Consider the following 20119-nt stretch of genomic DNA (forward strand, 5'->3'; position numbering starts at 1 on the left):
AGCTCGAACAATAGAAATTGTATACGAATGCATTATTGCCCCCCTATTTGTTATCTCTTAATATTATTAAAGTTAGTTAAGTAATCGCTTTGGCGCTACATTCCTTCAATGGGAGGCTAATTAATAAAGCAGAAGCATCAAAAGCGTCAATCACATATCACGATAAATCGAAAAGAAATGAGAAATGGAGTAATTACACACAATTTCTACATGGAAAAACACCCAAAGCTAATGGTGAATGTAAAGTAGTTGAAGGCAGTATCAGCTTAAGGCTCGTGTACCGCTTATTCCCCCGAGTCAAAGGAAATTACTCGTTTTTGATTTCTCGCTTATCTATGAGGATTAGTAATAAGAGCACTATCACTATTTAATAAATGCTCATTTTCTATAAATTACCTTAGGTAGGAAATTTCTTTCTTATCCGGGTGGTTGATTTGGTGAGATCTTTATCAACGGGTTATACCGCTACTTTTCGGGTCATAATCCAGAATGATCATATATTTAATTATATGTTGCAACATCTAACCTGGAACTAAAAGTAAGGAGAACTATCATGTTAAATCTCGCAGTAGTTTTTTTAGTTATCGCAATAATTGCAGCTATTTTAGGGGCGACAGGGGTAATGGGGATGGCAATGGAGATGGCTTGGATTTTGTTTGTAGTTGGAATTGTTCTTGCCCTCATCTTCTGGCTACTAGGAAGACGTCCACCGCCCGTCTAATTCGTTACGTAAAAATTTACGTGCTCATCAGCTTTCTCACATAATTAACCTAAAGAAGGTTGAATTCGTCATGTGTAATGCGATTCAATTTGTTTTTTAAGGTTTCATCTACGTTAATAGTGAGAAGCTGTGCTTGGCATTGTCACTCTTGTAATAGTTTGACCAAAATTTAAATGTGTTGAATTTAAGTTGCGAGATTTTTTTCTCGGACATTTATTACACATTTGAGTGGTTATTACAGGAGGGATATATTTTTGTTAACAAATTATCAACTTAAGGAAAAAGCCATGAAACTAACGCATGAGTATAGGTTAACTATTTCAACTAAAAAACTTTCTATGATCATTAGTTTATTTGCAATCATAGGATTGGCTAGTTGCCAAAAAGAAGGCCCAACAGAAAGAGCTGGAAAAGAGATAGATCGTTCAGCTGAGCAAACTGAACAAAAGGTTGAGCAAGGAACAGAAAAAACAGAAAGTAAACTTGACGAGATAAAAGAGACGATAGTCGAGAAAACTGAAAAAGGTGCTCAGTACATCGATGACTCGTTTATTACCATGAAAGTTAAGGCAGCTATTTTAAATGACTCCATGCTTAAGGTAACTGATATTAAAGTAACTACAGTTGATGGCGTAGTACAGCTGAGTGGCACAGTTGATTCCCAGCAAAGTATCGACAGAGCTATGGAGGTTGCCCAAAGTCAGGACGGCGTAAAATCTGTGCAAAGTGACCTTATTGTATATGTACCTGGTGATACTGAGCAGAAGATTGAACAAGGAACAGAAAGTAAACTTGACGAGATAAAAGAGACGATAGTCGAGAAAACTGAAGAAGGTGCTCAGTACATGGATGATTCGTTTATTACCATGAAAGTTAAGGCAGCCATTTTAAATGACTCCATGCTTAAGGTAACTGATATTAAAGTGACTACGGTTGATGGCATAGTACAGCTGAGCGGTACAGTTGATTCCCAGCAAAGTATCGACAGAGCTATCGAGGTTGCCCAAATTCAGGATGGCGTGAAATCAGTGGAAAGCGACCTTATTGTTGATGTATCAGATAGTGCCGAACAAAAGGTTGAGCAAGGAACAGAAAAAACAGAAAGTAAACTTGACGAGAAAACTGAAGAAAGTGCTCAGTACATGGATGATCCGTTTATTACCATGAAAGTTAAGACAGCCATTTTAAATGACTCCATGCTGCTTAAGGTAGCTGATATTAAAGTGAGTACGGTTGATGGCGTAGTAAAGCTGAGCGGTACAGTTGATTCCCAGCAAATTATCGACAGAGCTATTGAGGTTGCCCAAAGTCAGGATGGCGTAAAATCAGTGCAAAACGACCTTGTTTTAGATACGCCAAATGACTGAGTTATTACTTACTAAAAGTTGGTATGATTTAGTAATCACTATTTGATGATGCGAAAGTGAGTCGCACAACTATTTTATTCGTAACAGACGTTCTTGCGCTGAAGGGCTTTGTTGCATAAATCACCGGGATCATGCAATGTTTGAGGAGAAACATTTCCCTTAGATTACCTCCAACCAAATACTGCACAACCAGCTGACATGATTACAACTAGTCTCTAGAATAAGGAGGTTCATTGCTCTTTTGGTTTGATAAGCCGGATCGAGTAATTAGCAAGGGTAATCAGATAAGTTCTCTGACACAATTTAATTTTACCTGATAGTCAATAATCTATTCTGTTTGGCACTGCGTCAGTCTCTGAGATGATTGTTAATTTATCGGGGTTATCAGTTGTTAGGACTTGATTCGCCTGTACCGGATATAATTCAACGGGAGCCAAAGCAGCTCGCAAGGATGCGGTAGTGCAGAATCACTTTGTGTTTTATTGAATTAATCAGATATGATCGTCCAGAGCATTTGAATCAGGAAGCGCTACCAAGTTTGATATGGTTATCGACTTAATCAAATATATAAAGAGGGAACACTCATACTAACTCACAATCCAATCATTAAACTCATAGCAGGGTAACTCCATCTAGTTGAAGAACTTCAAGATAGTTTAAAAATTTACTTGATCATGAATAAACATTATTATTCCACTACGTTTAGGAGCAGCCATCCAGCCGAGTTAATTGAGCACCCAAACCGGCATAGTCAGCCGGATTGCAGCTCAGTATAATGACTTGCAGTCCGCGTTCAGCAGCCAAATCCAACATACGCTGAAGTGTTTTGACACGCTCCGGATCAGAATAAGCAAAGGCATCATCAAATACAATCGGTAACTTGCCATCGTGGTTAGCAGCCAAAAATTCCGCCATGGCTAAGCGAACTGCAGCAGCGACTTGTTCTCGGGTACCACCACTGAGGCTATCAAAGGATAAAGAAACAGTATCGCTTGGTCGTATAAGCTGAATGTCACGGAATATACCCTCATCCATGGTGATCGAAACCTTGGTCCCGGCGCCATATAACCCTTGAAGATAAGCTGAGATTTTGTCTGCAAGGGGTTGACTGAAGCGATCAGAAAGTTGTTTTTGCTGTTCCTGAAACAATTGATGCAGAAGTTTGATGGCTTCAGCCTTACGCTTGACATGTGTAAAATGCTCTCGCGCATTTTGCAATCGTGCATGAGCCATAGACCAGGCTGCTTGGGGATCTTCAGAACCATCCAGACGTAATGCAGCCTGACTAACAGCACGTTGCACGATAGCAGCTTGCCGGTCTTTTTCCTGCGTGGCTAACGCGCGTTCGATGCGCATTTGGTCTCGCTCAATTTGCTCCGGTTGCAAAGCTTCCAGAGATTTGCAAATTTGTTCCAGAAGTACTTTGGTTTGTTGTTTAGCGGATTGGACCTGTTGCAACCCTTTTGTACGGTGGATATCATCTCCATACATTTCCAACACTAAATTCAGTCTGGCTTGTTTTTCGGTAATCTGCTGGTCATTTGTAGCAAGGTCGCTAATGACTATCTGAAAGTCCAACTCAGTTTGGTTAAATTGTTTTACTAGTATGTCATGCCCTGCTTTCGTTTCAAGTTCTTCCGTATCAGCCTGTTGTAGTTTATGACGCAGATTATCAAGATAAGTAGCAGCCTCGGACCGCGTTGCAGGCGCAGTATATTCAGGAAATTGTTCGGTGCGTCGATTTATTTCAGCCGTTACCTTAATCAGCTTATCTTTAATATGATAATAGTCCTCGTTCAACTTGCCATCATCCAATATTTTCAGAGAACAATGGAGGGTTGAAATTTTTTGTTCGATCTGATTACGGTTAGCTAGAATGGTTGCAGCCTGCTCAAAGGACTCAATTGCGTAGCTATCCAATGTGCTGTTCAATTGTTTTTGTAGGGTTTGTACTTGTTGCCGTGTGGTTTCCAGACTTCCTCCACCACCTGGCTGTATACGTAGATGAGTCAAATTATCAAGCCAGATGTCAGTAGGTCCACTGAGATGAAAGCTGTTGCCAGCTTTTGCATCTTCTTGGCCGACGCGGATGACATGCTCAGCCGCAATCACTTCAATACCGACTGCCATTGCTTTTAATGCCGCCTGTGCTTCGCTTAATTGCTCTTGAACCTTGCGCAAAGACTGCAAAGCGTTTTCATCGATGAATGGCAATTTGTTCAATGCTTCCTGATATTGCAGGATTTCATTTCGTTGCTGGTTTACTTTATGGAAGTTCGTAGATAATGTATCGTAATGATCTTGGAATTCGAATCGAGCAACCCAAAGCTGAGCTAAGTCATACTGTTGGCGTATAGTGCGAGCTTTCTCGATAGTTGAGTGATATGTCTCTGATGCCTGGATAACTTGCCGCTTAAGTTCGGTAAGCTTGAGTTGTAATCGGCGTGATTCATCACGCTTGGGCGCTAATTCGGCAGTACGTTTATTGATCTCACCTCTTAAGTCCAGAATTGCCTGGTTAGCTTGCTGCAATTCTTTCTCCTGCTGCTCCTCACGAGTATAAGTATCAATTTGCTGATTTTTTAGACTTTGCAATTGCTTGGCTTGCTCGATGTTACTTTCAATCTTCTTTTTCTGCTGCTCCAATTGACTTAATTCAGCATCAGCTTCAGCAATGGTTTGTTCCGATCTTTCAAAATCCAAGATTGCTTGCTCAAGCCGCTGCATACGCTCTTTACACATGCGCTCTTTTTCTTCTGCTTCGATACATGCTTTTTCGGCTTCATTCGCCTCCGAGCCCGCTCTGAATTTACCATTTTGTGTAAAAACTTGCTCGTATTGGCGTGCAAAATAGGCAGCCACATGAGAATCTCGATCAGACTGCATAATGGTTGCGCTACCTTCGTGCTGCAGACGTTGCAAGATAGCATTGTGTTCTGAAGCTGCATCCCGGGTAGGATCATTGCCGCTTCTCCCTTGCCACACCCACAAATGAGCCCATTGCTGCATGATACGTTCGGTTAATCCACGGCCACCTCCCTTATCATCAACTTTGAGAAGCGTGTTCAGTTGGGATTCTGCCTCTTCACCATGCCAGACATTTCCGCCAACCTCGACAAGCTGGGTCATTCCACTTTGCCCGCTGAATCGTTTGTTGACTCTGAAGATTTTTCCGGCGACTGAGAATTCAATCTCCACTTCTGGGTGGCCTGCATGATGAAGCGACATCATGCTTTTTTGCGTGTCGCCAGTTACACGGGACTTAAGGAACAATCCTCGGTGTATGGCCTCGATCAAGGTGCTTTTGCCAGATTCATTAACGCCACCAATCAATGATCGCTGTTCATCAAATCGGATAGTGGTCTCACGATGTATTCGATAATTACGAATAGTTGCGGAAATCAATTTCATGAACAGAGCTCATGATGAGCCGCTGAGTGCAGCATTCTCAGTGCTAATGACGCAATTATGGCTGTTTCACTATCCCCCTGATTATTTTGAGCGACTAATTGCTGTGCAACGCTTGAGATCAGTGGATCTAAAATGCTGCGCATTAGCTGATCGAGTTCATCCTCTGATGGAGCAATAGCTGTATTGTTCTTTAGTTTTAGCCGCAAAAGCCTAGCCTCAAAGGATTCGATTAATGCATCAAGCCGGGATGTTGCGGCAATCCCTAGAGAACCAGTCAGGGTTAGCTTTAATAAATCTTCATTGACGCGCTGACCAAAAAGGTCGTTCATTTGCCTAGCAAATTGCTCGATACTGTCGTCGTTGCTGAATTCAAAGGTTGCTTCCTGCCAGTTTAAGTGACCAGTAGTAATTACCTTTACAATTGGGTTTTCTCCTCGTTTGCTTTGAACGATAAGGGTTTGGCCCGGTTGATTTTCTTCACCTTTAGGAAAACGATCAATTTCTGGTGTACCGGAGTACCAGGCTTTTGATCCAACCTGCTTGGTCCCGTGCCAGTCGCCGAGTGCAATGTAATCAATTTCATCAATAGGCAAGCGATCGATATTGATACGATTTGAGGATAAAATAGTAGTTTCATCATCATCCCCTTCACTTTGGAATGCTTGAGTGCTGCCATGTGCCATAACGATACGGGGTTTATTGGATAGCTCTACCCGAAATACTTCTGAGTCACGCAACCATGCCGATGGATCATCGGCATGTGATCTATGTTTTAATGGGCATGGATAAATTACGGCATAATCCAGTTCCAGCACTTTATTATCCAAAAGAATGTGTAAATTAGGAGCCAGTGCTGATTGTTCTCTTAAAAAAAATACCTGCTCCCAAATGCTACCAGCACCTGCATGATCATGATTGCCCGGTATCACGATCACGGGCACTTCCATCTGACCAATAGCGCTACAAGCTGCGGCCACCGTAGACTTATCAGGTGTATTAGTATCAAAGAGATCCCCCGCAACCAAAACAAAACTAGCTTGATATTCTTTCACAAGATGGCTAATGCGTTTGAGGACATCTAAGCGAGCCCGTTGGGCTAAAGATCGTTTATGCTGATCACTAATATTGGCAAAAGGTTTACCTAGCTGCCAGTCTGCCGTATGTATAAAACAAGCCATTACTGCTTTTCCTTTTACAAATTTTATATTTTCCTTTTTTGGTCTTGGCTTAGTTGGAAATGTTAATCATTTATTTGTTAACTTGAATAATCTGTACTTTGAGGAAGCCTCTTTGTCTAACACTCTCAAAATTCTAACTTCAATCAGCGCATGAATTGTCCGTAAATGTAGATTTTTCTATTTTATTCCATTTCTAAATCAAAACTGACTTTGTCGGCTTCACCTTGCTTTGGAAATGGAATTAGGAATATATACAATCCACACTCTTCGTTTTAGTTTCCCGGCTTTATTGGCACAACTCGGCTAGCTGCGAGTTTTGCCCGTATTCTTGCCTCGGATGTATCTATGCCATTTGCCAAAGCTACCCCCATGCGACGGCGGACGAATGATTCCGGCTTGCCGAAGAGGCGCAAATCGCTTTGTGGCACGCGCAACGCTTCACCTATCCCAGTAAAAGCGATACCTTTTTCTTCCAGTTGCCCATAAATTACCGCACTCGCACCTGGTGCGCGTAAGGCAGTGTTGACAGGCAAGCCAAGTATGGCGCGAGCATGCAGTTCGAATTCATTCTGTACTTGGCTGCACATGGTTACCATACCAGTGTCGTGCGGGCGCGGACTTACCTCACTGAACCATACTTCGTCATTTTTGACGAACAACTCCACACCAAAAATACCTAGGCCACCCAAGTTACTAGTAATTCTCCTGGCAATATCGCGTGCACATTGCAATGCCACGGATGACATTGGTTGTGGTTGCCAGCTTTCCACATAATCACCATGGATCTGAACATGGCCGATCGGTTCGCAGAAATGTGTTTCAACCTGACCATCTACATTCATCGAACGAACAGTAAGCAGAGTGATCTCATAATCGAAGCAGACGAAACCTTCAACGATTACCCGCCCTTGATCTACCCGGCTGCCGCTGGCGGCATAATTCCAGGCTGCTTCTACTTCCGCTTTGCTATCAACTTTTGATTGGCCTTTGCCGGAGGAAGACATTACAGGCTTAACAATACATGGATAACCGATATCACTTTCAATCACCGCACGCAATTCATCCAAGTTATTAGCAAAGGCATAGGTCGAAGTTGGCAACCCTAAAGATTCTGCTGCAAGACAGCGAATGCCTTCACGATTCATTGTGAGTTGCGCGGCGCGGGCGGTAGGAATGACGCTCGCGAGATCCTCGCTTTCGATCTCTAGCAACGTGCCAGTCGCGATCGCTTCGATCTCGGGAACGATAATATGCGGCTGTTCACGTTCAATCAGTTCACGCAATGCTGTACCATCCGCCATATTGATCACATGCGCACGATGAGCTACTTGATGTCCCGGTGCATTGGGATAGCGATCAACAGCGATAGTTTCTACCCCCAAGCGCTGCAATGCAATGATTACTTCCTTGCCGAGTTCTCCACTACCTAGCAACATGACTCTGGTTGCGGAGGCGCTGAGTGGGGTACCTATAACGAATCGTTTACTCATGGTATATTTCGAAGAGGAAAAATTGTAAATAGCGGAAAATATACCATTGAAGCGTACATATTTTCGCAGCAATCGTGGAATAAAAATTAGAGATAGCTCTATTAAGTAAACAATCTATCGCGATTTTTCGTTGTCGTTTTATCTAAGAAGCTGTTTAGAAACAGCTGCTCTAGATAGCTTCACAACATAATATAGGTCGTGGCGACGTAAATCCAAGTCTCATCTATGCACGTAAGATGTTCGTAGTTTTTGTGAAGCTTATGCGAATAATTCATAGGCTTGGCTTCTATGGTCTCCCACTGCCGATATCGGTAAATTTAGTTACCAATCATGCCAGATTTCATCACTAAGTTGCGTATTCCTTTTCCACCACACACATGACACGAAGGCGAGCCGCAGACAGTATAAATAATACGGTAAGGAGAAGCCGACAAAAGCATGTTTGATTTAGAAATGGAATTAGATACCATTTATTTCGCTTTTTTATTGTTTAATAAACTGTCTGTTAATCGCAAATAGCGTTTCACATTGAGGTATGCCAAATTTTGTGGTAATAAAATAGACGTATAGGGGCTCCGCGTTTTTTGAAGCGAGATGGATTGCACCACAATATTAATCCCTTCCCCACGGATTACATGCCCTCACCACCCTACTCCAATTGGACATCCGCTGCGCTGCTTCATCGTGCGAAATCATCGGCTCGAAGATACGATCGATTTGCCAATGCTCGGCGATTTCTTCGGTTTTATTCCACACGCCCGCAGTCAATCCCGCGAGATACGCAGCACCGAGCGCAGTAGTTTCGAGAATGCGTGGGCGCACGACGGGTATGCCGAGCAAATCGGCTTGATGCTGCATAAGTAAATTATTGGCGGCTGCCCCGCCATCAGCGCGCAATTCTCTGATCGGTAGTGCGGCGTCCTTTTGCATGGCGAGTAATAATTCAGCCGATTGATAACCGATGGCTTCGAGCGCAGCACGCGCGATATGCGCGTGTGTAGCACCACGTGTTAAACCGAAAATCGCACCACGTGCGTGCGGATCCCAATGTGGCGAGCCAAGGCCCGTGAATGCGGGCACGAAATATACACCACCGCTATCAGGTACCGATGTTGCAAGCGTTTCGATTTCCGCCGAACTTTTGATAATGCCGAGGCTATCGCGCAACCATTGAACGACAGCACCGCAGATAAACACACTGCCTTCGAGTGCAAACATCGGTTGCTTATCAAGTTGCGCCGCACTTGTTGTGAGCAAGCCATGCTGCGATTCGCAAGCGTGTTCGCCTGTTTGCATAAGCATGAAGCAGCCTGTGCCGTAAGTATTTTTCACCATGCCGGGCGCATGGCATGCCTGTCCAAACAATGCAGCCTGTTGATCGCCCGCGACACTGCCAATCAAAATAGATGCACCGAATAAATCGGGTGCGGTGTAACCATAATCGGCGCTTGAAGCATAAATCTGTGGCAATACTTGCGCAGGGATATTAAACACATCGAGCAATTCATCGTCCCAGCGATTGCGATGAATATCGAACAGCAATGTGCGCGATGCATTCGTCACATCAGTTACATGCATTTTACCTCGCGTCAAATTCCACAACAGCCACGTATCGACTGTGCCGAAAGCAAGCTCACCATTTTTAGCGCGCTTACGTGCACCCGAATAATGATCAAGCAGCCATGCAAGCTTAGTTCCAGAAAAGTACGGATCAAGCAGTAACCCCGTACGCTCGCGAAATAATTGCCCATACTGTGATTTTAATTGCGCACAGAAATCCGCTGTGCGACGATCCTGCCAGACAATAGCATTGCTAATTGGCTGGCCAGTATGGCGATCCCACAATATTGTAGTCTCGCGCTGATTCGTAATGCCAATTGCCGTGACATCGCGCGCAGTGATACCCGCTTTGACAAGTGCCTCCCGCGCCACCGCGAGCTGGCTCTGCCAAATAGTATGCGGATCATGCTCGACCCAGCCCGGCTGCGGATACAGCTGCCGATATTCCTGCTGCGCAATGGCGTGAATGCGCACGTCGCCATCGAACACGATCGCGCGCGAACTCGTAGTGCCCTGATCCATCGCCAGTATATAGTGCATAATGCGCCTCTCTTTTTATATAAACTTCTTTTTATTTAAGCACATCTTTGTCGATTAATTGCATCTAGTGCGCGCTCGCCATTAGTTACACCACAACTGCGCTCACCACTTTCATCAATTTCTTTTCACTTGCGCCAAGCACTACAAGCCCCGGCAAAAATTGCCAAACTGGCATCATGGTCGATTCTCAGGCGTAGAATGCTTTTGAATGTTTTCTCCAGCCCTGAATTTTGAGCGAGTAAAACGCTTCGTTGGCAATATGAGTTGAAATGTGTCGTCAAATAGACAAAACAAGATAACAGCAATTAAAAGTGTACTGGCTAATTCTATTTCCAAATCAAAAATGATGCGAAGGCGAACCGCAGACAGTATGAATAATACGGCAAGGTGAAGCCAACAAAGTCAGTTTTGATTTGGAAATGGAATAACTTAACTGAAACTGAAAGCAAATACTAAAAAGGCCGCGTATCGATAATTGATATGCGGCCTATTTTTTAGAATCTAGAATTCCTCGAATGTGAATGCTTTCTTCTAAATGAGCATTTATTTAATCAAGAGTTTATGAGAGTTTATTCCTGTTCATTCATTAAATAAGCTGAGATATGGTTTTTGTTCATCTAGTGCCATTTTTCGATGAATAGCGGCTTCTTTCATATTCTCTTTGATAGAATTTTCAAAATGTCTGATATTAGCTATGGTATGAGACTGAAGATCTTGTCCTTTTCGTCCATAATAGTAACTATGTCCTTCATAATCTTCCAGCAGCTTCTTCTGAGCCCGCAGTTTCACTTTCATCTCATTAGCCATATCTTCATAATGTTTGGCCACAGCAATATGATTATTAGGGTCTATGGTACGCAATTCAGCGCTATATTCGTTATTCTGAGCGTTCGCTATCGGGCTCATTTGTGCACATCCCGACAAGAAAATAAGCGCTAATCCAATTACTAGCAGAATATTCGTTTTCATCATAGCACCTCCATTAAACAACATTAACTTCACTTCTTTTACCTTTTAATAAGTTTCTACCAAAACATTCCGTGGGTATTCCATTATCACAACCACACTATTAATACGTTCTTTATAGGAAACATTTTTTATACTCAATTTATCCCTTGATTACAGCATTCTGCTTTAACGCAGAAACTATCATATTGAATAGTACGCACAATAATATTAGGATTTCTAATGCATTAGCCTTATTTAGTATATTAAAATTATTTCTTAGACTAAAGCATAACGGATCAATACACGAAAAATAAGTACCCTAATTCGAAATTATTTGTATCATATTTGGATACAAATAATTGTGCGGAACTTCTAGCTGAAAATTTTGAATTAGAAATACTGAATTAAATGGATGAAGAAAAAGTTTTTATTTTTGAATAATTTATAAGCCTCAAGCTATACTTATCCCAATAATAGTACTGTATGTAAGGGTTTTCTTAGCGCCTGATCATAAATGCGAGTGCGCGACCCACAATTCCATGAGTCAACATTGGTTTTTTCAAGAGCACCCATGTCACAGTGAAATGAAAATCTGCCTGTTGCCTAAATCGAGATGTTCATATTTAGCAACAAACTCTTAGTTAACGTGAGTTCGACATAAGAATCACGCTACCACAGCTGGAAGAGCTTGAGGGAGTCTGATATTAAAGGAGGGTTTCTTCTCGCGAAATGTGTAAGCCACCAGCCCGGCTATCAGATTAGCAAAGGAATTAAATAGGCTGCGATGGCGCGAATGCTCGATTTGGGAGATATTCTTCAATGGGTCATTGATAGCCTCAATGATCGAGCGTTTACGTAACAGGAGCTTGTCAAACAACGGCAACAGCTTGTTTTTCATGTTCTTGCGTACCTTGGTAACGAGTTGCACGCCTTGCTCCCAGAGTTGCTCAAAGAGTAGCTGCGAAATGTAGCCCCGATCACCAAAGAGCTTCCCAAACAAGGAGCGTGCCAGCTCCGGTAGGGAATCACGATCGTCGACATTGCCCCCCGTGATTTTTTACTGTCAGCAATTGCCCTTGGTCATTGATGACCAAATGCAGTTTGAACCCATAAAACCAACCCACGCTGGTCTTTCCCCGGGGAACAAACTCTGCCATCACTTTATACGACCCAATGCGGCGGTTGTGACATACGCTGATCTTAGTCGAATCAATGAAGCTGATTCTACTGCATTATTCAAAGTAGCTAGTCAGAAAGTAGCACAAGGACGTCAGGCTACCTTGCAATAGCTCAACAAAGCGATAGTAGCTCACTCACCTTGGAAAATAAGACCGCTGATGTCTCAACATCTCACCCGAATAATAGTATAGTGCTAAAACGTCCGGTAACCCGACAGATGAAACCCCACCATGATTGCCATGACTTCACTTAGACACAGCTCTCCTCGTCACCGGCGCCGTTTCAGCGATGACCCCGACAAGCGCTGATCCCAGCACGGCTCAAACTCTTTACAAAAGTCGTCAACCGTACAAAAAATCGCTATCGTATCCATCGGAACCTGCCTCCTGTCATGATGAAATCCTTTTACAAAATAGCTTCATCATAAGGAATTCAAATTCTTTTTAATGCTTTTCTTATCCCGAACTCACGTTAAATAGACTGAAAAAGCCAGACGCATTTACGGCCTCTCCAAACTTATATTGAGCACATGGTATAACAAGCATGTGTGCATAATAGGATCGGGAGCCATACCCTATTTTACTGTGATCCTCCATATTGAGGCACGCAAGGCTATGATGTGGATTTTGGGCTGGAATAGTATGCTTAGATAATCGAACTGGCGAGAATGATCAAAGGTAAGATAATCATTTCAGTCAAAAATATCCTGGAAATGCAGAGGTATTCGCAAGATCTCTGCATAATTGTGTTTTTAGGATTTTTGCGTGTAGGTGTGGCTAAAAAATCAATCACTTAAAATTACAAAACTATTCAAAAGCAAGTTATGTCGAGGTCTGTTAAAGCTAAATTTTTGTTCGATTCAAACCAAATGCCTCAATCTCCATCTAAATAAGCATAAATGAACTTTTAAAGTTTTCTTCAAAAAAGGAGATATCAAACATAAATCATTACTTGATTATAACGACAACATTGACTTGAAAGACATATTTCAAGAGATAGTTTTTAATAAATGCTTATTATAGAGAGCATAAGAGTTTAGAAATTGGACATGAAACGGATGACTGTTTGGAAGCCGAATTGGAAATAACAAACAGTTATTCCTTTTGATTTCAATCAGTTGTATGATGCATTAAATTGTTCTGTATAACATTGCCGTTCTGGAATGCCAGAGCTTGTACATTCTATAAAATTCGAGGTATTAGAAACTATGAATCTATCACAATTTCGTCCGTTTACCACATTATTAATCTGCACGTCTCTGCTGGCGTGGTCATGCTTAACTACAGCGCTTGCGCAAGAAACTCAAGTCCCGATCGAGATCCAAAAGAAGCAGCTAGAGCTCGATAGACAGCAGCTCGAGTTGGAAAAGAAACAGCTAGAGTTGCAACGCAAACAACTGCAGATTGAAGAAACCGACCGCCAGGAACTTCAGCTAAAGGAAACCGAAAAAGCCGTCAACATGAAACTCGAAGGCGACGTAGTTTTTGATTTCGGTAAAGCCGAGATTAATTCCAAGGCGGGGCAGATTCTCGACAAAGTCGGGACAGTGATTTCGCAGTTCCCCGAGGGTAAGGTACTCATCGAAGGATATACCGATTCGAAAGGCTCGCAAAAAGCAAACCTTGAGCTTTCAAAGCGACGCGCCCAAGCAGTGAAAGACTGGCTCGTTAGAAAAAAAGGTATTGCCGAATCGAGCATTACGACCTACGGCTACGGTGAAACAAAGCCCATTGCACCGAATACCCACCCCGACGGTAGCGACAATCCACAGGGTCGACAGCAGAATAGGCGCGTTGAGGTCACAGTCGAAAAGAATTGATCGGAATTTATATTGATGCTGAATCACATGGACATACCATTTTATGGTACTGGCTAAGAAAAATACCGCTACCACAGGAGCCAGCGCAAAACATCGCTGCTGTTTCAGCACAGAATGATCTGGTGAATTCGATCTGTTCAGCGAGGAAATGGCAGCACAGATTGGGAGCGCGTCATCAATCTAGTGATAGCTATCCCATCCTGGCCTTGACTGCCAACGTAGAGAATTTTGAGGTTTTCCAGAAAGGTATACCAAGTTGATTGAACCAGTAAGCACCTTAAAATTAATTCCATTTCTAAATCAAAATGACGCGAAGGCGAACCGCAGACAGTATAAATAATAATACGGCAAGGTGAAGCCGACAAAGTAAGTTTTGATTTAGAAATGGAATAAGCAAGACGTTCGCCTAAGGGCGCGATTAATCATGATATTGATAACACGTTTGCACAATCAGCAGCAGAACGGGTGGAAGCTCGGGCATTCACTTGAATAACCAGCCAATTCCAGCAAATTGATGGTGCGTCCGTCAACAATCTGGCGGTAATTCCATCGATTAAGTGATAGCACAACTGAAGGTATTCTGCAGCAAACTCAGCAAGAAGCCGATCAAGCACAATGGTGACGCTTCCTTTTAATCATAGGTAGCACAAACCCAGAACCAAATGATATTCCAATAAAAGTTATGATTTGTAAGGTAGAAAAATTTGAGGACTGAAAACTGATTCAATTTTGTTACCGATCTGCCTGTATCAATGGTTTATCAAGAAAGTAGCCACGGAGAAAAACGAGAGCAAGTAGCACAAATAAAACAAAGATTCAACGCAAAGCGTCTGTTGGAATTTTTGCGTTAAAACAAACAATACTGCAATTTCATAAGAACTGTATATTTTTAAGGTTGATATTAGTTAAGCCAATTAAGCTATGTTGATAAAGGAAAAGGTAAAGGCGTACAAATAACCCAATTAAATACGCATAAGTATCTAAAAACATAAGAACTTATCAACTTATGTTCGGTAACGAACAGACATATTTTCAACAATAAATTATTTTTCTATTGGTTTCACTCCATATCAAAAGAAAGGAGTATTCAATGAAAAGCTTAAATTTATTTTTGCTAGTCATTTTGGGTATAGGGTTGAGTGGATGTTTATCTATTCATTCTGAGACTCGCAAACCACAAACGCCAAGTGAGAAGGAAAAGGTTATTGTCGTACCTGATACGACCGACAAAGAGATCAAAGTAGTACCAGGAAGATCATACTGAGGAAGAGGCTTATTAGGCATATAGCTTTGCAAATTACGTGTACTGGCTTCTGCTGGGAAGAGAATATAACTTAACTGGCAAAAACTATTTGCTACAAACTCTTCAGCAGTACTTTAATAATTAGCCAACCGCACTACCCATCGGATAATAATTCACACGACACGGCGTTAGAAATTAAATAAAGGAGTAAACATGCCTAAAAATATTGATATTGGACCAGGCGATCATGCATCTCGTGGAGAATCAACTTTTTCCCATCATCAGGATACTCTATCTTCTCAAAAGCATCTTTCAAGACAGAGAGAGCAATTAAAAAATAAATTAAACAGACTAGCCTGGTTGATGGATAACTCTTTTCGTATTCCAGGAACGCAGTTACGTTTTGGCATTGATGGATTGATAGGATTGTTTCCAGGACTTGGTGATGCGCTTGGCGCATTGATTTCAAGCCATATTATATCCCAGGCAGCTCAAATGGGAGTCCCAAAATCTGTTCTTCTGAAAATGGCGTTCAATGTCGCAATAGATGCTCTTTTGGGCATATTTCCTGTGATAGGAGATATGTCAGATTTTATTTGGAAAGCTAATCATAGAAACGTTAAATTGCTGAATGATTATGTAGAAGAACCTCAAAAAACTAAAACTTACAGCCGGTTTTTTGTTGGAATGATAGGTTTATTAGTGATTGGTGGGATAGCTGTGATTGTAGCATTTGGTTTTCTGTTAATGCGCTGGCTTTGGTACTCGGTACAAGGAAATTAAATGGTTTTACCTAACTGTGCATACAAGTTAATTGACGTACAACGCATAAGCCATGCTATATCATAAACCGAGCTATTATTAATTAACTAGAACCCTATGTAGAAGAAGCAATTCTGCCGCAGAGCAAATAAACCACATCTCTGCGCCACCATAATAATTGAAGCTTGAAGGGAAACTGAAGCTCAGCAAATATTTCGCTATTATTTCTCTTATGTTCCATTAATTATGGATAGCTAAGTTCCTTAAGGTTCAATAAAACTTAGCTATCTTTTGTAGCTAAGAATACAGGCTTTTAAACGGGGGGCGGACGTCTGCCTATTACATAGAAAATTATTGCGATTATGAGACCAACTACAAATAAAATCCATGCTATATTGGCAGACGTCCCAGCAATTCCGGTCAAACCTAGTACGCCAGCAATAATAGCGATAATTAAAAATATAACTGCCCAATTAAACATGATTTAATCCTCCTTATTCAGTAACATCTGCAACATAAAAGGGATAATCTTTTGTTGCAGAAGAATTAAAAAACGAACAAAACTTAAAGAAACATTTCTTCAATCAAAGTAAAACTTAAAAGGCCTTAATGCTCTATAAGTTTTTCCTTCAAAAATCGATTTAGAATTTATCAACCGAAGTTTTATTGTTATGTTCCTTTAAATTTACGAATAAGTCGGTGCGATAGCGAACATTGTAATTATTTAAGCACTTGTCTTTTATTACTAGGGTTTGTTGACGTTTTAAGATAAGTATTTCATAGATAGAACAAACTCGTAATATTGGGGGTTTCCTATACCCCCAACAAAACGAGTTTGCGATGCCGCAATGGATGTTCAATGATGAGTTCTGGTCGAAGCTGGAGAAGATTCTGCTTCAAGAAGCGATGGATAACAAGCGCAATCTGCGCATGACGGTAGAAGGCATACTATATCGAAAGCGGGTTGACTGTCCGTGGTGAAACCTGCCCAAGGCGTTCGGCTGCTGGAATTCCATCTATAAAAGATTCAATGCATGGTCATTGAGCAGGAAATGGATCAATATTTTCAAAGCATTGGCTATTGATCCGGATTGGGAATGGAAATTTATGGATGGCAGCTATATTAAAGCGCAAAGCCAAGTGCGGGAGCGGCGAGTCAAGAATCGCAGGCTGAAGGCCAAAAGCCGTGCAGGCAATACCACCAAGATCCCTTTAGTCGGTCGATGATTATGGCTTGCCAGTTGAGTTTGAAATTACCGGTGGAGAAGTCAATGACTGTTCTGCAGCACCTGATTTGATTGCCAGGCTGACTGACGCAAAAGCGATGGTTGCGGACAAGGGCTATGACAGCGAATAGATACGGGAACAGATAACGAAGAAGGGGGCTCGGGCTGTGATACCGGGAAAGCGCAACTCGTCGAAAGGGAATGCAGATATGGATTGGGGTTTATATATAGTTGATCCCATATAAAATGATTCATAGTGCATAGGTGGCAAAAGGCTGCTCAATGGAACAACCTTCTCTTTTTCTGATGGCTTTGGCCTGAGCCTATTTTGGTTCAATATCATTTAAGTCTGGGGAATAAGGCGGCAGGTATTCAAGTGTATGCCCGGCATGGGCAATGGCGGTTTGGATATCCTGCCGTTTATGAAAGGTTGCTTTGTCCATGACAATCACGCAAGCGGGCAGGAGCTTAGGCAAAAGGTCCTGTGTCACCCATGCATGGAAGATGTCGGCGCTGATATTGGCGGTAAACAGGCCCACAGTCAGGAGCATCCCTTTAATTAGAGCGCCGATGACATGGGTTCGGCCTGTTGCATGCCAATCTTTTACGCCATGGGCGCGTTCACCCATTGGCGCATTGCCATGCGTGCGTGGCATGTCGTGAGCAAAGCCGCTTTCATCAATGTAAACGATATAAACGATAACGCGGCCTTCTCATAGCCTTCAATTTTTTGCTGGAAGATACGCCGCTCTTCTTCGCTGGCCTTTGGGTGACGCAGGCTTTTTTTATAGGCTACGCCCAGACGCTTTAACGCGTGATTGATGTCCTGGGTACTGACGCCAAGCCGTTTGGCGCGCTCATACTGATACGCGTCCGGATAATTCTTGACGTCTTGCGCCAATATCTCCATGTCAATCTTAGTTGCAGGCTTGTTGCGGGTTGTCTTGGGACCGGGAGTTTTGATCCAGCGCATCACGCTGGCCACCCCTACATCAAAACGCTACGCCACTTGCGCGATTGAGAAGCTCTCCTTCTCTCGAACGGATAATACTTTATGGCGAAATGATATCGGATAGGTCATCCGCAAATTATAATCAATTTATATGGTATATGATATACCATAGATCGTGAAGCAACCATGCATGGTGTAAGGGCTGACAAGGAAATAGAAATTATAGCAAAACCAGCTAGAAATGATTCAAAGAGTATTCTCATTGTCTCATCTAGCACAAATGGGCATACGCCAAAATACTGCGTAAACAACAAACCCAAACCGTTGAGATGCTCTTCAAATTCTATATATTCTGAATCATTCTTAACTGATTACGCTATAATACCTGGGCGGCATTTGCCGGCTCTGATACGCAAGCTGTAGTGGATGGTGATTTCGTCCTGCTCGCAGACGAGCCGCAATCTGTCCTAAAAACTATGCAAGCGGGCGAGATTAACATTGTTGCGATTCAGCAGCATATGACTCAAGATAAGCTGCATTACTTGTTTATCCACTATTGCGGCAAGGGCAGCGCACAGGATTTAACAAAAACAGTTAAATCTGCCTTGGATAAAATATCGAAATAGCATTAGACCAATTGATGTCTGCCAATGTTTATCCTGTTGCAGACTCCTACGAAGCGGAAAGTCAATACTGATTAACTAGATAACGCGAATTCGACATAAGGGCCACGCCACCATAACTGGAAGAGCTTGAGGAAGTCTGATATTAAGCGAGGGTTTCTTCTCACGAATAATGATGGAACTCTTTTCCGAAATCTACTTATCATAAGAAATTCAGATTCCTCTTGCTGCTTTTCTTATCCCGAACTCACGTTAGATTAATAAGAACATTAACATTAAGGACTACATTAAAGCGACAAATCACACTGCTCAATAGTCGATTCAATAATAAATGGAGATTTTGGTATGCCACTCAACTTGCAATTCACTTGTATGGGTTACCAATAATCGCCAGTTCCTGGGATTCGCATGTCATTCTTGATGAATTTTACGCCACTGACGCTGCGTGCAATGGATATTGCTTTCTCCATATCATCCCGGGAATTAACGAGACCACTCAATTCTACAACACCTTTCGAGGTTCTGACGTTGATATCGAAGGGTCTGAGGGAAGGTTCATCAAGAATTGCTTCATGAACCTTCGTGGTAATGACAATATCTTTATATTTTTCTTCGGTATCGACTTGCTTGGATCTCGCCATGCAGCCTGAGAAAAAAGCTATTTGAGCAATTAAAAAGAATGCGATGAAATGGCTATTAAGTTGTGTCATGAATTAGGCTCTCCCAAATTTCAGGCATTACTGTTATTAATGTATTGAGCTGCCATGAGTATGACTTAGGAATAAGTCAAGGCGGCGTGGTTTGATAAAAACCTGATCGCCTTTTACTAACTGTAATTCACGGAATCGCTCTTTGCTGATCTCGACCTGCACAGGATTACTGTTTTGATGATCTTCGCGAATAAGCTCCAGTCTTACTAATGGTCCAACCGAAAGAATATGGCTGACACGCGCAGCCAATACCGGCTCACCATTTCGAGACAGGTCAACCTCAATATCGTGCGGTCGTACGTAGGCAATCGCGGCAAGATTTTCGGCTTCGGCGTGCTCAGGGGCATCAATTTCAACATCACCAATCCAGGCACGGCCTTGATGTACCCG

General features: G+C 42.3%; 19 protein-coding genes and 2 pseudogenes. 10 read left to right on the forward strand and 11 right to left on the reverse strand.

Going from position 1 to position 20119, the window contains the following annotated elements:
* Positions 1–553: 553 nt before the first annotated feature.
* Positions 554–721, forward strand: a complete 168-nt coding sequence (locus BM122_RS08325; RefSeq protein ID WP_074905138.1) for a DUF1328 domain-containing protein — start codon at positions 554–556, stop codon at positions 719–721.
* 254 nt (positions 722–975) lie between these two features.
* Complete coding sequence (locus tag BM122_RS24995; protein ID WP_074905139.1) at positions 976–2088, forward strand: BON domain-containing protein; 1113 nt, start codon at positions 976–978, stop codon at positions 2086–2088.
* 702 nt (positions 2089–2790) lie between these two features.
* On the opposite strand, the gene BM122_RS08335 is transcribed toward BM122_RS24995, so the two are convergent.
* From BM122_RS08335 to BM122_RS26535, 6 genes and pseudogenes are all read right to left on the reverse strand, one after another.
* Positions 2791–5499, reverse strand: coding sequence for an AAA family ATPase (locus tag BM122_RS08335; protein WP_074905140.1), 2709 nt, complete (start codon positions 5497–5499; stop codon positions 2791–2793).
* Positions 5496–6677 carry a metallophosphoesterase family protein gene (locus BM122_RS08340; RefSeq protein WP_074905141.1) on the reverse strand — a complete coding sequence of 394 codons (1182 nt, stop codon included), beginning with the start codon at positions 6675–6677 and terminating at the stop codon, positions 5496–5498. Before BM122_RS08340 ends, BM122_RS08335 begins: the two co-directional genes overlap by 4 nt.
* Positions 6678–6949: 272 nt before the next feature.
* Complete coding sequence (purT, locus tag BM122_RS08345; RefSeq protein ID WP_074905142.1) at positions 6950–8167, reverse strand: formate-dependent phosphoribosylglycinamide formyltransferase; 1218 nt, start codon at positions 8165–8167, stop codon at positions 6950–6952.
* Between the two features lie 612 nt (positions 8168–8779).
* On the reverse strand, positions 8780–10267 hold the full coding sequence (gene glpK / locus BM122_RS08350) for a glycerol kinase GlpK (RefSeq protein WP_074905143.1): 1488 nt from the start codon (positions 10265–10267) through the stop codon (positions 8780–8782).
* Between the two features lie 579 nt (positions 10268–10846).
* Positions 10847–11239, reverse strand: a complete 393-nt coding sequence (locus BM122_RS08355) for a hypothetical protein (protein ID WP_143083365.1) — start codon at positions 11237–11239, stop codon at positions 10847–10849.
* Positions 11240–11879: 640 nt separating this feature from the next.
* Positions 11880–12767 (reverse strand): annotated as a pseudogene (locus BM122_RS26535) (IS982 family transposase).
* Between the two features lie 834 nt (positions 12768–13601).
* Between BM122_RS26535 and BM122_RS08365 the strand changes: the two are divergent.
* The 4 genes from BM122_RS08365 (at position 13602) to BM122_RS08380 (ending at position 16239) form a co-directional block, all read left to right on the forward strand.
* Entirely contained in the window at positions 13602–14213 is a 612-nt protein-coding gene (locus BM122_RS08365) for an OmpA family protein (RefSeq protein WP_177198075.1), read from the forward strand.
* Positions 14210–14473 (forward strand): hypothetical protein, encoded by a 264-nt coding sequence (locus BM122_RS08370; protein ID WP_074905146.1) that lies wholly within the window; start codon positions 14210–14212, stop codon positions 14471–14473. The genes BM122_RS08365 and BM122_RS08370 overlap by 4 nt, the downstream gene beginning before the upstream one ends.
* Positions 14474–15303: 830 nt before the next feature.
* Positions 15304–15477 carry a hypothetical protein gene (locus BM122_RS23215; RefSeq protein ID WP_177198076.1) on the forward strand — a complete coding sequence of 58 codons (174 nt, stop codon included), beginning with the start codon at positions 15304–15306 and terminating at the stop codon, positions 15475–15477.
* 192 nt (positions 15478–15669) lie between these two features.
* Complete coding sequence (locus tag BM122_RS08380; RefSeq protein ID WP_083398397.1) at positions 15670–16239, forward strand: DUF4112 domain-containing protein; 570 nt, start codon at positions 15670–15672, stop codon at positions 16237–16239.
* 292 nt (positions 16240–16531) lie between these two features.
* Here BM122_RS08380 and BM122_RS08385 read toward each other — a convergent pair whose 3' ends face one another.
* On the reverse strand, positions 16532–16699 hold the full coding sequence (locus BM122_RS08385; RefSeq protein ID WP_074905148.1) for a DUF1328 domain-containing protein: 168 nt from the start codon (positions 16697–16699) through the stop codon (positions 16532–16534).
* 359 nt (positions 16700–17058) lie between these two features.
* Between BM122_RS08385 and BM122_RS26540 the strand changes: the two genes are divergently transcribed.
* From BM122_RS26540 to BM122_RS26550, 3 genes are read left to right on the forward strand one after another with little or no spacing between them, the layout of a single operon-like run.
* Positions 17059–17199, forward strand: a complete 141-nt coding sequence (locus tag BM122_RS26540; RefSeq protein WP_083398398.1) for a transposase — start codon at positions 17059–17061, stop codon at positions 17197–17199.
* 60 nt (positions 17200–17259) lie between these two features.
* Entirely contained in the window at positions 17260–17445 is a 186-nt protein-coding gene (locus BM122_RS26545) for a hypothetical protein (RefSeq protein WP_177198077.1), read from the forward strand.
* Between the two features lie 7 nt (positions 17446–17452).
* Positions 17453–17575 carry a hypothetical protein gene (locus BM122_RS26550; protein ID WP_143083366.1) on the forward strand — a complete coding sequence of 41 codons (123 nt, stop codon included), beginning with the start codon at positions 17453–17455 and terminating at the stop codon, positions 17573–17575.
* 192 nt (positions 17576–17767) lie between these two features.
* On the opposite strand, the gene BM122_RS08395 is transcribed toward BM122_RS26550, so the two are convergent.
* Both BM122_RS08395 and BM122_RS24115 read right to left on the reverse strand, forming a co-directional pair.
* Positions 17768–18100, reverse strand: a complete 333-nt coding sequence (locus BM122_RS08395; RefSeq protein WP_074905149.1) for a transposase — start codon at positions 18098–18100, stop codon at positions 17768–17770.
* Positions 18049–18417, reverse strand: a complete 369-nt coding sequence (locus BM122_RS24115; RefSeq protein ID WP_256211959.1) for an IS630 transposase-related protein — start codon at positions 18415–18417, stop codon at positions 18049–18051. Before BM122_RS24115 ends, BM122_RS08395 begins: the two co-directional genes overlap by 52 nt.
* A 362-nt stretch (positions 18418–18779) precedes the next feature.
* Here BM122_RS24115 and BM122_RS08405 point away from each other — a divergent pair.
* Positions 18780–19022, forward strand: a pseudogene (locus BM122_RS08405) (DUF1259 domain-containing protein); the annotation flags it as partial.
* A gap of 374 nt (positions 19023–19396) precedes the next feature.
* Here the strand turns inward: BM122_RS08405 and BM122_RS08410 are convergent.
* Both BM122_RS08410 and BM122_RS08415 read right to left on the reverse strand, forming a co-directional pair.
* Positions 19397–19729: a BON domain-containing protein gene (locus BM122_RS08410; protein ID WP_074905152.1), complete on the reverse strand. Its 333-nt coding sequence runs from the start codon at positions 19727–19729 to the stop codon at positions 19397–19399.
* 36 nt (positions 19730–19765) lie between these two features.
* On the reverse strand, positions 19766–20119 hold a 354-nt coding region (locus BM122_RS08415), incomplete at its 5' end, for a TOBE-like domain-containing protein (protein ID WP_177198078.1).

It is taken from the genome of Nitrosomonas communis (assembly GCF_900114745.1).
In the GTDB taxonomy this organism is placed as follows: Bacteria; Pseudomonadota; Gammaproteobacteria; order Burkholderiales; family Nitrosomonadaceae; genus Nitrosomonas; species Nitrosomonas communis_A.